This is a genomic window from Algoriphagus sp. 4150 (assembly GCF_031457395.1).
Lineage (GTDB): Bacteria > Bacteroidota > Bacteroidia > Cytophagales > Cyclobacteriaceae > Algoriphagus.
This window is the reverse complement of the sequence record NZ_JAVDWS010000001.1, coordinates 299,487-314,719: the sequence shown is the minus strand read 5'-3', so window position 1 is coordinate 314,719 and position 15,233 is coordinate 299,487. Positions and strand designations below refer to the sequence as shown.

Below are 15,233 nucleotides of genomic sequence, written 5' to 3'. Positions count from 1 at the left end.
TAAAGTGCAACCTGCATTGCTGTAGGCTACTTTTACAGATGGGACTAATGTTTAAGCATCTCTCTGGCATATTGGACACCTATCCCATACGCCCCCCCATATTTAACAACCAGATCATTTACAGGCTTATAAGTCTCCTGTCTCGCCCAATCCCGTTGTAACTCCAGTAAATATTGTAATGAAGTAATTGGTTTTGCACCTGCCTGAACCATACGGGTAACCGATTGGTCGTGGGCTTCTTTTGAAATATCACCTGATGCATCGGTAATCACATACACATCATATCCTTCGCTAATGGCAGACAAAACGGGCCCTACGATACATACACTGGTCCAAAGGCCACCCATAACCAATTTCTTTTTTCCTTTTTCAGTTATGGCTTTATGAGCATTAACATCTTCCCATGTATTCATTGTAGTACGGTCTATATAGGTGGTTTTATCTGGGTATGCCTCCAAAATTTCCGGAAACACCGGACCGCTAAAGGATTCTTCTGCCACGGTGGTTATTACCGTAGGTATTTCAAATATTTTGGATGCACCCACCACTAGTGCAACATTGTTCCTCAATACATCCATTGAAATACTATTGGTTGCAAAAGCCATTTGACCTTCGTGATCTATCATCACCAACGCATGGTTAGTGGGACTCAATAATTCCGGGCTAGGCTGTTGACCAAAGGCCAATACTGACAAAAATCCTACAGCGATAAATAAAATTGCTTTTTTCATTGAAATTATTTTTAATTTTTTAGACAGTTATAAATATATTTTTAATTGTATATCGTACACTTAATATCACTTCATGAGAACCCTATTAATATCAAGAAAATAGACACACATCATATTAGAATTTTCTCATCAAACAGAACAATAAGATCATAATAAAAACAAAGCCCTCCTACAGATAAATTTAAACACCAACTCATATAATTATGAGAAAATTTTATCTGTGTTTACAACAGTATTATATGACAAATAACACTAATCACGTGCCAACTTTGTATTCATTTGATTTTCAGATAGTTAAAATCAAAACTCTATTGGAAATTTTTCTTAAATATTTTATTTTTCTGATATTTTAGAAATTTTTACATACACTTTAATCACAACAGGCGATAAAAAAATCAATGCGTAAATCACCGGACAAACAATAGTTGAATATCTGCTTTTTTTTGATTGGAAAAGAATTGGTCTGGGAATTATCAGCAATACTAAAGAATTTATCTTTAGACAGTAACCTTCTGCTTAAAATTTCAATTGGGTACTGGCAAATCCAAACAGTATATCATTACCTACTGTAACGTTCTTAAGGTATTCTCCAGAATTAAACCAACTCATACCTGTGGCCAGGGAAATATGCCTAGTAGGTTGAAAAATAAATACACCCGAAATCTGGCTGCCTATATAGCGGGCAGGTGTATCATCGAATTCGAAATACGGAATCATATTTGGTCTATAAATTCCGTCACCTATACTGTATCGCCACAGAAAGGAATAATCACAGGAAAAGGACGTTGCATTGCCTAATTTCAGACTAACACTTGGGTGGACATCAATAAGGTTGCTTGGCCCCAATGGTGCTGCCATACCAAAATAGGCACCGGGAGCAAACAAAGGATTCAATGTTTGATGCTTCCGGTCAGTATTACTTCTATCTCCACTGATTACATCAGTCTTAAGACCAATCTCAGGAGAATATGCCATTTCATTAAATCGATATGAGGTGGCAAAGGCAGTACTCCATGCAGCTATTTTTCTGTCTCCTATTGTTCCAAATTGATAGCCTCCCTCTAAATCATAGCGCCATCTTCTACCGTATTTAACTATCCGGGCGGCCAGGGTATGCCTTTTTTCTATTCCCGCACCATCATTAAACAGCGCTTCGGCATTGTGAAATCCCAAGTAATAGAAATTAAGATTTAGGTTTTCCTTCGATGTTGAAATATCAGAAAAGGCGCCCCAAAGCCTTAAGTCCGAAGAAGAGGTATCGTCAAAAATCCCGATCTTATCTTCCACAGCGTGCATATAAAACACATCAGTATCGGCCTTTTGCTGCCTTATGACAGCCTTAATCCCATCAAAAGATCGACGGCTATTCGGAGCATCCCTAACAGAAATCAACCGCTGCGATCCATAACTGAGTTCTTGCCTACCAGCTCTTAGCGTCAATGGGATGCGGTTAAAAGGCTTATAATCTATAAACGCCTGATGAGCCTTCAGTGGATTCTCTTCAACAGGCACGAGAATTTTCCTGCTGTTTGCAAGGGCGCTTTGCACTTCTGCAAAAATGCGTACCTTCTTTGAAAGGTGCAGGTCTGCGTGAAGCAACCATCTAGTCAACATAAACCCATCCCCATCCCTCAAAGCAGGATTCCAGCCCTCATTATTCATAATCAGGTGCTGAACTCTAAAACTGCCACCAAAACTGACATATGTTTCCTTATTGATCTTCAAGTATTTTAAACCAGAATACCAGTCGTTTACTGTATCCTTCTCTAATACGGAATAATCTTCGTCATATCGCAGTTGCTGAAAAGGAACAGGTTGTTGCCCATGCGCCGAAAAGCAAAAAAACAACAACAAAATTAAGACTGGTCGCACGGATAGCAAAGCCTTTATACAGATTGCTTAATAAGCGGGATAACCTTCGAACCGATCAATTCAATGGAGTGTAACAATTGCTCGTGAGATAACCCTGCATTATCCATTTGAAACGTAAACCGGTCAATGCCACCAAGGGCCTTACTATGCCTTAGCAATTTTTCAGCAACCTCTTCCGGACCACCAACTACCAATACTCCTTTAGGAGCGACCAGTGAATTGAATTGCGTCCGGGTTACCGGTGGCCATCCACGCTCTCTCCCTAATTTGGTCCACAGCTCGGCATACCCAGGGTAATAATCTGCAATCGCCTGTTCACTCGTTTCAGCCACATACCCGGGAGAATGAAGTCCGACTTTCAGCTGTTCCGGTGAATAACCTGCTTTTCGACCAGCTTCGCGATACAAGTCAACCAGAGGTCGGAACCGTTCTGTTTCACCACCAATTATGGCCACCATCAAGGGCAATCCCAAAGATCCGGCACGCACAAATGATTCAGGAGTACCACCCACTCCCAGCCAAATAGGCAGTTTTTTCTGCATTGCTCTGGGATATACAGGTAGGTTTTCAAGAGCAGGCCTGAATTTTCCTTTCCACGTAATGAATTCATTATCACGTATCTCAAGCAATAATTCCAGTTTTTCTTTAAAAAGGGCATCATAATCCTTTAGATTATAACCAAACAGCGGATAGGCTTCTATCGCAGATCCCCGTCCAACTACCAGTTCTGCCCGGCCTTTTGAGATGAGGTCAAGCGTTGCAAAACTTTGGTAAACTCTCACAGGGTCATCAGTGCTTAACACTTTAACAGCACTGCCAAGAATAATCCTTTTGGTTCTTGCGGCCGCAGCAGCAAGGATTACTTCCGGGGCAGAGTCAAGAAATTCCCTTTTATGATGTTCACCGATGCCAAATACATCAAGTCCGGCTTCATCGGCAATTGAAATCCGATCCAATAGCTGCTCCATTGCATCTACATTACTAAGGGAATTACTGCCATACATTGCCGAAGCAAAACTATCTATTCCTATTTCCATTTTTTATCCAGTTAATATAGATTCATATTTTATTTTTAATAATCTTCAACTCCTCTCTTTGTACTAAGAACCTGAGTTCGATTAATTAATCGATAATTATACCGCATGGTATATGTTTTGGCTTACTTTAAACAAACCTTTTCCAAAGTTTCAATTAATTTTAAGAGTCTCATGCAACTATAAACTCTGACAGATACTAAGAAATGTCAACTAAACATCAACTTTGGAAAAGTTGATCAATAAATTAAGCTCGAACTCAGGTTAAGAGCTTGTTTATGAAAGTGCATTGGGAGGCGGACCTCCTGCCGGCCTGCTTTTCTCTTCAGGCAAGGGAACATATTCTTCACTGTCCATGGGGGGCAAAACAATACGTCCCTGTTTCCAATCCTCCTTGGCCTGTTCAATCCTTTCTCTTCTACTGGACACAAAATTCCACCAGATATACCGATCACCCAGGTGTTCACCGCCAAGCATCATCAACGTGGTCTTTTCTCTGGCTATAATCAATGGGTCAACCCCTTTAGTGAACACCATAAGATTTCCCGCTGCATATGCGATCCCGTTTACTTCGACGCTACCCCTGACAATGTAGGCTCCCCGCTCACTATGCCCATTCGGCAAGCCAAAATGAATACCCTGCTCCAACACAACGTGCACATAGAACAAAGGGGAATGTGTCTTGACATTACTTTTCAAGCCATAGGCTTCGCCTGCAATCAATCGCATCCAAACTCCGGTATCCGTAAATACAGGTAATTGTTCCTGCTTATAGTTTTCGAAGGACGGATCGCTTTCTTCATCCCTTTCGGGAAGTGCTACCCAAGTTTGAATCATTTCCAACTCTCCTCCGGCCAGCATCGCCGGATCTTCAAACCGTTCGCTATGTGTAATCCCTTTTCCGGCAGTCATCCAGTTTACTTCACCTGGAGTTATCACCTGCTCTACTCCGAGACTATCCCTATGGGTCACATTTCCGCTGAACAAGTAACTGACTGTGGATAAACCGATATGCGGATGTGGCAAAACATCGAGACTACTTACAGTTCCTGTCGGCATATTTAATGGACCACCGTGGTCCATAAAAATAAATGGCCCCACCATCCTGCGAAGCTGATAGGGAAGAATACGTTTAACTGCAAAGTCTGAGGAAATTTTAGCCTCCCTGGCTTCTATAACAATATCTAGCATATTAAATTAATTAATAATTAAACTCTTTTCAAAATCTTTGGTAACCGCATATATAGGTTCCATCATCAGTCTCTGGCAGTTTTGTTAATCAGCAATGCGGCATCACCATTTTAGCAAAACTGAGTTTCGAGCAGCATATCTTATTTAGTTTTGAGGCCACTCGCCGAACTTGCCTTCCCTGAAATCCTTAAAGGCTTGCTTAATTTGCTCTTCAGTATTCATCACGAAAGGACCCTTTGCCGCAACTGGCTCTCTTAAAGGTTTTCCCGCTATCACGACACACAACAGTGGTTCAGTAGCATGCAATTTAACTTCACTGGGGTTCTCAACGGACGGTGTAAGCCAAAGAACATCGTTCTTTTTACCCGCTACTTTATTTGCTCCAAAAATACCGGCACCATCTATTACGTAAATAAAGCCATTGAAATCAGCGTGAAAATCCTGTACAATGCTATGCGACTCCTGCAACACAACTTCAACCATGGTCACAGGTGCATAATTTTTTGTTTGTGATGTAACACCTCCCGAAGATCCGGAAATCACTTTTATCTCAGCTCCATTTTCTTTTCGTACGGGTGCATCTGCATGGAAGATTTCCTGGTACCGGGGTTCAACCATTTTGTGCTCGGCAGGCAAGTTGACCCACAACTGAAGCAAATGTGCAAAGCCATCTTCTAAAGCCTCTTCGATATGCAAGATACCTTTGCCTGCTGTCATCCATTGTACATCTCCTTTTCTTAGTTCTCCTTCGTTTCCCTGATTATCCTTATGCCGAAGCACACCATCTATCATGTAAGATACCGTTTCGATCCCTCTGTGAGGGTGATGATCAAATGCACCCTTTTTCATGTTATCTTCGGCCATGACCAGAAACGGGTCAAACTCTTCCCATTTTTCGGCTGGCAACACGAGATACTGTTTGTGGATAGAGGTGTCTCTTTGTGGTATTACAGACCACTTATTTTGTATTTCCCGTTTTATCATATTCTTTCTCTCGGTATCTTTCAAATGTTAGATCAGACCGCCGTATTACCACCATCTATTACCATTTCTGAACCTGTGGTATAGGATGATTCATCGGAAGCCAGGTAAAGTACGCCAAAGGCAATTTCATGCGGAACTGCTTCGCGGCCCAGAGGGGTTATACCAATAGCCATTTTCTTAAATTCTTCTGGATTTTGCAGACCTTTCGTCATCGGTGTATCAACAAATCCCGGATGGACCGAATTTACCCGAATGTTATCTGCGGCAAATTCGGCGGCAGCACCTTTTGTAAAACTTCTTACGGCACCTTTAGAAGCGGTGTATGCCGTGGCCTTAGCCGATCCGACTATTCCTGCAATGGAAGATATATTGACGATTGAACCTCCCCCGTTTTTTTTCATATGAGGCACCACTGCCTTGATTCCTATAAATTGGCTTATCAGGTTTATGTCTACGACCTTTTTAAACTCACTTAAGGATGTTTCTTCCAAGCCACTCATAAGATTGCCGGTAATTCCGGCATTATTCACAAGAATATGTATCGCACCATAGAGCTCAATAGCTTTTTTTACAACCTCATTCCAATCCTGCTCAGAGGTGACATCGTGTATCATATAATGGACAGTTCCGCCACTCGCTTTTATGTGATTCGAGACGTCCTTCAGACCATCTTCCTTGATATCAGTTATCAACACTTTTGCACCCTCGCCCGCAAAAAGGACGGCTTCTGCTGCCCCTAATCCGCCTGCTCCACCTGTAATGATTGCTACTTTATTTTCTAATCTTTTCATATGATTATAATTTTTTCTTAAAGGCCATATGGAATCTCGCCAGGCGAATAATCATCCCTCTCCCGAAGCAAGTTCGGGACAAGTTGTGTGTCGTCTTCGACATGCTCGATTTCATAACTATTTTTTTTAGTATATAAAGAGTTTCTTCGTTTATATCAATAACCCAAAGGCATAGTGATTTCATTTTATTAATTCCGTTGAGATATGGATATTTCCTTTTAGCGTTTTTAATATAGGACAGTTTCCCGCTACCCATACCAATATTTGTTTCATTTCCGGATCCAGCTGCTCTCCAAAGTGGAGCTAATGGAAGTAACTTTTTTTAATAACGACGTATATACAATACTCTCATGAAATCATTCATTTAGGGGCGTATGGGTATATGAATGATCCAGAGGCGTAGGCTGAGGGTTCGACAACCACTTGCACGCGGCTATCCTTAAAAGTTTCAATCTCATGGTTATCGATGTGTTGAAATTGTACTTGTAACACACGTGGTTCAGCCCACTCACCACCTTCATCAAAACGCACGCTACCCATTACCGTTTCGAAGGTATTTGCCCGGCAATATGCTGCAAGAACCTCATCATCCAGACTAGCAGTCGACTTAACCGCTAGCTCAAGTATTTGCAATTGCGCATACGCCAAGGGAGCCATATAGTAACCCAGTGCATCTACGTTATTTTCAATTGCCCTTGCCTGATAGTTGGCCAACATATCAGCAACCCCCGGAAAGTCCATCTTTGGTACCGGCATCCAATATTCATAATTGACAAAGCCGTTTAAAAGCGGGCCCAATTCCGTTTTTACGGAAGCACTCTGGGGGCCAATCATAGCACCACCAACCATCTTTGGACGATAGTCACTTTTATGAATTGCACGGACCAAACCTATAGAATCCTTCAAATAAGAACATATGAAAAATAGATCAGCATTAGTAGCTTGTACCCGGTCTATCAGGGATGTAAAATCTTCTGTTGACAGTGGGTAGGTTTCTTCATAAACAATCTGAAAACCATATTTCTCTGCATTTTCTCTGGCTCCAACAACCGGATTTCTTGAAAATTCCGCATCTGCAGAGAGTATGGCGACGGTTAGCGGTTTGGGACTTTGGGAAGCTGCAAGGGCAAAAAAGCCTTCTGTAAGCGATGAATTAGGCTTCGGGCCAGTGGGAATCATTGCAAAATAATTCGGGTATTTCAGGTTTAAATTAACCCCTAAACCCATTAATCCGACCAAAAACCGTTTACGCTCCATAATGATGGGCATCGAGGCTGCAATAGTATTGGTTCCATAACCTCCAATAACCAAATCTACTTTATCCTCATCCAAAAGCTTTTTATAGCTATCGGACACTTGTAAAGGGTCTCCATTGTCATTGTAACAGACCAATTCTACTTTACGACCAAGAAGCCCTCCTTTACTGTTGATGTCTTCTTCCCAAATACTGTGTGCGAGCATTACTGCTTTTGCATTCTCTGCCACTGGACCGGAAAGTGAAAGGCTGTAACCAATGCGAATAGGATTATAGACTATTTTGTTTGACTGCATATTTAAAATACTTTTAATCGTGTATTGTCTATTTTATGGTTATCACAAAATCTTCCTTTGGCCACCTTACTTTTTTCAGCCGGGCATTGGAATCATTTTCTTCATCACGATAACCCAATGCCATCAACACCACACTTTTCAAACCCTTTTCTTTTAATCCCAGCAATTCATCAAAACGCTCAGCTTCAAAACCTTCCATAGGTGTTGCATCAACCTTTTCGGAAGCAGCAGCTATCAATCCGGTACCCAAAGCGATGTAAGCCTGTTTTGTCGCCCAAATAACATTTTCAGCGTCAGTTTTCAGTAATAATCCATTCAGTGCTTTTTCCTTGAAGACTGCCAAACTCTCCACAGGTATTTTACGCTCCCTGGAAATCAACTCAATATACTTTTCAATTGTCGCCGGTTTAATTGAATCGAATGCGGCGAAAATCAGTAAGTGAGAGGACTCCGTAATTTGGGGATTTAAGGAATAGGCACTCAATTTTTTCCTTACATCCGCGTCTTCAATTACCAAAATTTTATAGGGCTGTATGCCAACTGAGGAGGCGGAAAGGTTAATTGCTGTGATGATCTTTTCTATTTTTTCATCAGACACTTTTTTGCTACTATATTTCTTGGTGGCATATCGCCATTCTAATGCTTCTATTAATTCCATTTTCTTCCAATTTTTAATTCTATGATGGCTTAATTGTTCCTTTCATGGTATAAAAGCTACCATCGGGCAAGGTTGCATTACTATAGATGATACCATTCTCATGGTCTTCGACATGCGTTACCGTTGCCCCTGAAATTTCTTTCCAAGCCACCATATATACCTGCGGACGAACTTCAGCAATGGTAGTCTCTACCTTCTCTGCATAACCGGTTTCGGCTAAACCTCCTCCATCTATTATAGTAAAAACCATGGATTCATCTGTTTCAAAAAAGAGTTCGGTTTTCAGAGCACCAACATCCATTACATATCTGTTTCCTGTTAATTTGTTTTCCATTGATAATTTTTTAAAATAATTGTTAAATTAATTTTAAGTGGTTAAAGTACTGTATGCTATTGTCATCACCATTGATATATTATTGACAAATCGGAATTCTCAGTTAAACTTACTTTCGGTATATTATCATTGATTTCAATAACAAACTCATCAATAAGTTTTACAGTATTAAAATCAATGGGCTGTCCTGCTATCATATAATATGCTATTTGCCCTACCAGCTCTTTTTTATCCACATATGTAGCACCTACGTTGATAAAATCATCAATCGTTAATGCTTCATCCTGTTTTTTTTCCTTTCTAAATTCATATAGGTCAAGTAGCATATTCCTAATGGTGAATTTTCCATTTGACGCTAACCTGATTTGATTATCAAGGTAAAAAGCGTAGATGCATCCCCGTCTGTAAGGAAGCACGCCGTAGTTGCTATAATCTGTCCAGTATTTAGCAGCAATGGAGTCGTTGTGTACACCTTTGACCTTGCTTTCGTAATGTGGTTTTAAAGTCTCTTCATTCAGGTAATATAGAAAGTCCTCTTCATCGTAAATTTTGCTGTTTGCCAAATTAATGATTGTGATATAATCGTTAAACCCTTCACCAAACCATTGATTATCAAAGCTGTCATTACCTAACATCATCTTGCTTCCTATCCAGCTGTGAGAAGTTTCATGCGCCGTAACGTACTTTACTCTTGTGTCAAATTTTTTCCCCAGCTTCATTACAAAGCCATTTTTGATTCCAAACCCCCCAGCTCCAATTTCTTTTTGATTGTTTTGTAGTGCCGTGACGGCTAAAAAATAAAATGGGAAATCGGTATCCTTCCAGAACCTGTGGATACTCGGAAAATAGCTTTCAAAAAAAGGAATGAAATTTCCCTGAAGATCATTACCATATCTATCTTCAATTGTGGTGACGCAATAGTAAGGGACACCCATCACGTTGTATTCCTTCACGTTGATATTATCCCCCATCACAAAATACACCATGTTTGAAAGGTTGCCATAATAGTCTACAAGTTTCTCCGATGGATTTTTTTGAGATGGTTGGACGGAATTGAAATAAGTGAAATTTTCAGGATACTTTAGCCATCTAAAAGACACCAAAGGATTACTTTCATCAGTTACGTCTAAGGCAAACTGTAAATGCACCAATGTCAATATTCCCTTGGTGATTACAGGTCTGAATAATTCTGTTTGTGTAGTTACAGTCGGTTTGTCATCATTAAATGAACCGTGTATTTCATAGCTGATACTATGCTTTTTTGCTCCATTATGGTATATGGTGATTTGCCTGTTCGCTTCGTCAATCCTGAGCACTTCAGGTTTAGTAGTACGAATATTTTTAACCACATTAAATATATCATGTTGTCCACCAAAATCCGGATCTCCGAATATAAAGACGGTACTGTCTTTTTGAGTGACAGAATAGGCGAGTTCAACCTCTAATACAGAAGATTCACCATCCCAGCTAAGCACATAATCCATAAAGGGCTTTTGTTGCGCAGAAGAATAAATATTGAAAGAAAGTAGAAGAATTAAAGTGAGGATGCTTTTTGTCATTTTTATCAGTTTTATAATTCCATAGTTACTTAGTTTGGGATCTTCTATATTGAAAATCATTTTCCCCTCACATTTATTAACAGCGTACTGTAGAAAGAAGTCATCGCATTTCCATTGGCAGATTTTAAGGCAGGGATCTCATCTTGTACGACATCCCAGTGTTCTGCTATTTTTCCATCTTCTAATCGGAAAATATCGACCACTATTACGGGCACAGGTCCCCACCCATTTACAAGACTATGCGTAATAACCATATCATTTTCTTCCAGGATTATACCTGGGTGCCACTTAAAACCTGCATCTAAAAAAGGCAAAAGCTTTCTAAGTCCTTCATGACCATTGATCATCGAGGGGTTGTGCTGTTGGTATGATTCATGCCAATAGCGATCGATCGCTGTACTGTCTTTTTCGTGAAACAATTCATTCATTGCCTTTAATACGATTTCTTTATTTCCCATTTTTTGTTTGTTTTAGTTTAACGAGTCAGGTCTAAGCAACCAGCAATTGCCGACACTGTATTCAAAGTCTAAAGCTTCTATTCTAATCCAACTCTATTTCAAGCTTATATCTCGTCATTTTGGCATAAGCGCGGGTCTTAGAATGATCTACACTTTCCTTTATTGACTACTTAGGATAACTTGGAGGTAATGCACATGCTGTCATTTGTCGATGATATCCGATCGGGTCTTTACTCTCCTATAGTATCGAATCCGAAAAGTTTCATCTTGAATTCATCTAATTCTGTGTCTGTTTTTTCTTTAACCATTTGAAGCAATTCTTCTGCATCCTGTCCGACGGCTACACGTATAGGAGCCGGGATCTGCTTCGAAATTTCGATGATCTTTGCCGCTGCTAAATCCGCATGTAAGCCATTGGATTGCATGGTATTAAGTGAAGAACTGAAATGTTCAAAATGCTTGCCGTAGTGTTTTCTTTGCTCTTCAGTCATTTCCTCCGAAATCTTTTTCAATTGAGCGGCTGTCTTCGCTGGACCACCTGTAAGCATGTTTCCTGGTTGAACCATTATAACATCAATTCCCTGAGGCTTTAACTCTATTCTATAGACGTCTGCAAAAGCTTCCATAGTGGCTTTTGACGCACTTGATGGCCCACTGAACGGAAGTGGAAATGGACCTGTCAACGAACCTATTTGCAGAATTCGGCCTTTGGCCTTTCTGAGTAATGGTAGAAAGGAATTGATTGTAGAAATGCTGCCCAATACATTTACTTCGAATTCTTTGCGGATAGCAGCTAGTTCCAGAACTTCCATGGGCCCTGGGGTAAGTACTCCGGCATTGTTAATTAAAATACCCAACCCCTGATTTCCCAGGGTAGAAGCAACTATTTCACTCCAATTCCTAACATCCTCTTCATTGGTAATATCAGTCACCGTAAATGTTATGTCAAAAGCAGCCAGTTCATTTTTTTGTGCTTCGATTTCGATTGGAGAAATTGCTGTACCGAAAACCTTGTAACCTTGTTTAGCATAGCCGATTGCCAATTCAAGTCCAAGACCACTGCCTGCTCCCGTAATAGCTACTGTGTTAATTGTTGTATTTTCCATAGTTGTATACTATTATTTTTATCTGTTATAGGTCTGTTTGTCGACAGAAAGAAAATATTTATATGTGTCTGTTTTTATTAAAGTTGATTATTTTAGTTTGCATCCATTAACCTATTATATTTTGGAACAAAGGGTGTTTTCATTGATTATTATAATCCCTAATTTTAAACAATTCCATATCCCGGGCTTTCGTCAATTAACACCCCACCTTACTTTTGTAGGAAAGCGAGTAATTCATTATTGAATTTTTCCATTTCTTCCAAAAACAATCCATGTCCACTGTTTTCAAATTTCACGATATAGGAGTTTTTAATCCCCTGATGCATTTGTTCTGCCAGTGCAAATTCACAGATAACATCTTTGATACCGTGGAAAATTGCAGTAGGAATAGTCACTTTTGGAAGCTCACTCCTGAGATCCGTATCTCTTAAGGCGATTAAGCTTTGGGTAGTGGCATAAGGAGATGCTTCAATGTTGATCCCTCCTAACCAATTGGCAATACCTGCCGGAAGTGAGGTTTCACTCGCCCCGAATATTTTTCCGAAATTCTCCAAAAGCAATGGCCTGTTAACTTTGCTCAGTGCAATCAAACCCTCTACATCTTCTTTGGAAAAGCCATACTCATAATCATTTCGTTTGGTCCAAATCGGGGCTGCCGCGCCGAATAAGGCAAGCTTACTAACCCTGGCTCCAGAATATTTTGCCACATAATGTATCGCAATAGCACCTCCCATTGAGAATCCCCCCAATGTTGCATCTTCGATATCCAGTTTGTCCAGGATGACGTGAATATCCTTGGCATACACATCGTAATCATAAGCTCCATAAGGCTTGTCGGATTTCCCAAAACCACGTAGTGTAATTCCGATTACTCTGTACCCTTTATCTACTAAAAATTGATACTGGTACTCATACATAGCATCACTCAATGGCCATCCGTGAATCAAAACCACAGGTGTTCCCTCACCCCAATCCGTGACGTGCAATTTGACATTTCTTTCTACCGTGATGAATTCTTCTCTTCCGAAAGAGGTGGCATCATGGTTCTGAGCCATAGCATGACCTGCAGCCATAGCCAGTGCTGAAATCATAAATACTTTTTTTATCGTTTCCATTTTATTTTTAATTTTATAGAAGGGTTGCGTCCAATGATATTTCTAGCTTGTAAGCGTTACTTACAGGACAGGTTTCTTCTGCAGATTTTGCTATTTTTTGAAATTCCGCTTCAGTAATCCCAGCTATTTTTGCAGTCAAAACCAAGTCAGATTTTGTGATAATTCCATTATCCAATGTGATAGTTGATGTCGTGGTCAGTTCCTCCGGATTGTAGCCTGCGGTGGTGAGATCGGCACTCAATTTCATAGTAAAACAACCGGCATGCGCCGCTGCCATCAGTTCTTCGGGATTAGTACCTGTTCCGTTTTCAAAACGGGAGACAAAAGTGTAAGGAGTCTGTTTTAAAATCCCACTTTGGGAAGTCAGGTTTCCTTTGCCTTCTTTAATTGTGCCGTTCCATACGGCTGTTGCTTGTCTTTGCATGATTGTAAATATTTACGTGTCTAATAAATTGATACTGTATCTCTGATTTATATAAAATATATGTTGTGATTTCTTCTTATCTCTTTCGTCTTCATTTCAACTTTTAACCAAAATAGATGACGAGTTATTATTGCTTATAAGCAAACTGTTATTACTATGGTTGATATAGGGGATGAGTAAAATAATTATGCTCACCAGAAGTGAGTTGTTCTTTTTCCAGCGTTTTGATATCGATCTTAAACAAATTCATAGTGGGTTTATTACCAGAGAGGAAGTCGGTTTCGGACTTGCTTGCCCCACTGTACACTATTGATTTTCCGTCTAAAGAAAATGAGGGTGTCAATTCTGTTAGATTGGGTGTGTTGGTAATATTCCTCCTATTTTTACCATCAGTATCTATGATGTATATATCTCCTTGTAATGTAAAGCACATTGATTTTCCATCCGGTGAAATATCCGGAAATATTCCTGTGGTCGACACGCTCTCCATACTCATCCCCTCCAAGGACAATAAAAATTTAAAGCCTGTACTGTCGGGATCTAAAACATATACATTCTTGAACGTCGAATTTGCAACACCCTCCTTTTCATCTATGTTCGAGACAAAAGCTATACGGCCATCGGGAAACACTGTTGGAAAAAACTCCCAACTCGGCGATTTGGTAAGATTTGTAAGGGTCAAACTATCTTTTACACTGTATATCTCTGCATTACCATCTATGTTTTTCAATACGAAAATGAGCTTTAAATCCTTATGCCAATCCAAAACACCTTCATCTGATTTTCCTTTTGGTTTAAGTACTAATTCTCTATTGCTGCCATCAGCATCGACTATATAAGTTCCTCTAACGCCATCTACTGTTCCGGTGAAAGCAAATTGTCTACCGTCTGGACTCCAAACAGTTCGACGGTATAGACCACTTGATGACTCCTCAATATGCACTAAGGTTTCAATACTACCGTCGTTTTCGTTTAAGACACAAAGACTCATATTGTTTTCATCGAAAAACCCTATACGACTTCCTTGCATTTTTTCTGTAGCCTTAATTTTTGAACTACAGCTAATATTTATTAGGACTACTAACAACAGGAGCACACTTATTTTCATGTGTATATTATTGGTTAATTTATATAATAAAATAGTATTAGTTTAGTTGGAATAATTATAATTTCAAAGGTTAGAGTTATATCCTACCCTAACCAATGCGATCAATCTATTATATAGCTTAATGTAGCTATCCCTCGATGGGGATGTCCACCAGTCCCACTATTTATGGAAGATGAGTGAAATTTCGGAACGATGTGGTCTAAAAACACAAACGGACCAACTGCATCTGTATATCTGTTCGCTAACAATCGATAAATGGTTAAGTCACCTATGTCAGCTCTTTGTCCTTTTGTTGAGAAACTGGTTTGCTTTTTCAT

General features: G+C 39.9%; 16 protein-coding genes. All 16 read right to left on the bottom strand.

Annotation, left to right across the window (positions count from 1 at the left end; translation table 11 throughout):
- Window positions 1-44: 44 nt before the first annotated feature.
- The 16 genes from J2X69_RS01350 to J2X69_RS24815 all read right to left on the bottom strand — a co-directional run bounded on the left by J2X69_RS01350 (window position 45) and on the right by J2X69_RS24815 (window position 15,233).
- Entirely contained in the window at window positions 45-731 is a 687-nt protein-coding gene (locus J2X69_RS01350; RefSeq protein WP_310097248.1) for a hydrolase, read from the bottom strand.
- Between the two features lie 516 nt (window positions 732-1,247).
- The gene (locus J2X69_RS01345) at window positions 1,248-2,456 is read right to left on the bottom strand and encodes an alginate export family protein (RefSeq protein ID WP_310097245.1); all 1,209 of its coding nucleotides are present in this window, start codon (window positions 2,454-2,456) and stop codon (window positions 1,248-1,250) included.
- Between the two features lie 161 nt (window positions 2,457-2,617).
- Window positions 2,618-3,640, bottom strand: coding sequence for an LLM class flavin-dependent oxidoreductase (locus tag J2X69_RS01340; RefSeq protein WP_310097242.1), 1,023 nt, complete (start codon window positions 3,638-3,640; stop codon window positions 2,618-2,620).
- 273 nt (window positions 3,641-3,913) lie between these two features.
- The gene (locus tag J2X69_RS01335; RefSeq protein WP_310097239.1) at window positions 3,914-4,828 is read right to left on the bottom strand and encodes a pirin family protein; all 915 of its coding nucleotides are present in this window, start codon (window positions 4,826-4,828) and stop codon (window positions 3,914-3,916) included.
- A 144-nt stretch (window positions 4,829-4,972) separates the two neighbouring features.
- On the bottom strand, window positions 4,973-5,836 hold the full coding sequence (locus J2X69_RS01330) for a pirin family protein (RefSeq protein ID WP_310097236.1): 864 nt from the start codon (window positions 5,834-5,836) through the stop codon (window positions 4,973-4,975).
- 8 nt (window positions 5,837-5,844) lie between these two features.
- Window positions 5,845-6,603 (bottom strand): glucose 1-dehydrogenase, encoded by a 759-nt coding sequence (locus J2X69_RS01325; protein ID WP_310097234.1) that lies wholly within the window; start codon window positions 6,601-6,603, stop codon window positions 5,845-5,847.
- A gap of 360 nt (window positions 6,604-6,963) precedes the next feature.
- Complete coding sequence (locus J2X69_RS01320) at window positions 6,964-8,154, bottom strand: amino acid ABC transporter substrate-binding protein (protein ID WP_310097230.1); 1,191 nt, start codon at window positions 8,152-8,154, stop codon at window positions 6,964-6,966.
- Between the two features lie 28 nt (window positions 8,155-8,182).
- Entirely contained in the window at window positions 8,183-8,812 is a 630-nt protein-coding gene (locus J2X69_RS01315) for an NAD(P)H-dependent oxidoreductase (protein WP_310097226.1), read from the bottom strand.
- 19 nt (window positions 8,813-8,831) lie between these two features.
- The gene (locus J2X69_RS01310; protein WP_310097223.1) at window positions 8,832-9,146 is read right to left on the bottom strand and encodes a MoaF-related domain-containing protein; all 315 of its coding nucleotides are present in this window, start codon (window positions 9,144-9,146) and stop codon (window positions 8,832-8,834) included.
- 65 nt (window positions 9,147-9,211) lie between these two features.
- On the bottom strand, window positions 9,212-10,705 hold the full coding sequence (locus J2X69_RS01305; RefSeq protein ID WP_310097220.1) for a hypothetical protein: 1,494 nt from the start codon (window positions 10,703-10,705) through the stop codon (window positions 9,212-9,214).
- Window positions 10,706-10,761: 56 nt separating this feature from the next.
- Entirely contained in the window at window positions 10,762-11,163 is a 402-nt protein-coding gene (locus tag J2X69_RS01300) for a nuclear transport factor 2 family protein (RefSeq protein WP_310097217.1), read from the bottom strand.
- A 230-nt stretch (window positions 11,164-11,393) separates the two neighbouring features.
- Window positions 11,394-12,269, bottom strand: a complete 876-nt coding sequence (locus tag J2X69_RS01295) for an SDR family NAD(P)-dependent oxidoreductase (RefSeq protein WP_310097214.1) — start codon at window positions 12,267-12,269, stop codon at window positions 11,394-11,396.
- A gap of 209 nt (window positions 12,270-12,478) precedes the next feature.
- Window positions 12,479-13,384 carry an alpha/beta hydrolase gene (locus tag J2X69_RS01290; RefSeq protein ID WP_310097211.1) on the bottom strand — a complete coding sequence of 302 codons (906 nt, stop codon included), beginning with the start codon at window positions 13,382-13,384 and terminating at the stop codon, window positions 12,479-12,481.
- 13 nt (window positions 13,385-13,397) lie between these two features.
- A complete protein-coding gene (locus J2X69_RS01285) occupies window positions 13,398-13,808 on the bottom strand; it encodes an OsmC family protein (RefSeq protein ID WP_310097208.1) in 411 nt (136 codons plus the stop codon).
- A gap of 154 nt (window positions 13,809-13,962) precedes the next feature.
- On the bottom strand, window positions 13,963-14,916 hold the full coding sequence (locus tag J2X69_RS01280; protein ID WP_310097205.1) for a hypothetical protein: 954 nt from the start codon (window positions 14,914-14,916) through the stop codon (window positions 13,963-13,965).
- A gap of 101 nt (window positions 14,917-15,017) precedes the next feature.
- Window positions 15,018-15,233, bottom strand: a complete 216-nt coding sequence (locus J2X69_RS24815) for a pirin family protein (protein WP_409014369.1) — start codon at window positions 15,231-15,233, stop codon at window positions 15,018-15,020.